We start from the raw sequence: 574 nt of genomic DNA on the forward strand, positions 1-574 counted from the left end.
GAGTTATGGTCGGAACTGGTGTTCGGGTGAGGCAGGGATTTGAAGGCGGTGGCGGTTTAGCTGAGAATGTTGCTTGTCTAGAGTAACAACCAGCCAAACCGGGATCCACCACCAATGAAGAAGGTTACAGAAGAAACAAGCGCAGGTAAATCGGAAGCGCGGCCCAGCGGCCTTGACGATTTGATTCAGCAAGGCGCGCGGCAGATTATCCAGCAAGCGATTGAGGCGGAGTTGACGACATTGCTCGAACGCTACGATAACGTGAAGACACTCGACGGGAGGCGGGCCGTGATTCGCAATGGCTACCTGCCAGAGCGCGAGGTCGTCACGGCAATCGGTCCGGTCACCGTACAGGTGCCGAAGGTTCGCGATCGCTCGGGCTCGGGCGTGAAGTTCAATTCAAGCATCGTGCCGCCCTATATTCGGAAGTCCCCCCGCGTGTCAGCGGCGTTGCCTTGGCTTTATCTACGTGGCGTCTCGACCGGCGACATGAGCGAGGCGCTGAGCGTGCTGCTGGGTGAAGAGGCCAAGGGTCTTTCGCCGAACGTAGTCAGCCGCCTGAAGGCTCAGTGGG

Annotated in this window: 1 protein-coding gene; it reads left to right on the forward strand. The window is 58.7% G+C overall.

Annotated elements, in window-relative coordinates; all coding sequences use genetic code 11:
• Positions 1-114: 114 nt before the first annotated feature.
• Positions 115-574: transposase (locus AWB81_RS44015; RefSeq protein WP_200822664.1), on the forward strand; the 460-nt coding region annotated here is incomplete at its 3' end.

Source organism: Caballeronia arationis (assembly GCF_001544975.2).
In the GTDB taxonomy this organism is placed as follows: Bacteria; Pseudomonadota; Gammaproteobacteria; order Burkholderiales; family Burkholderiaceae; genus Caballeronia; species Caballeronia arationis.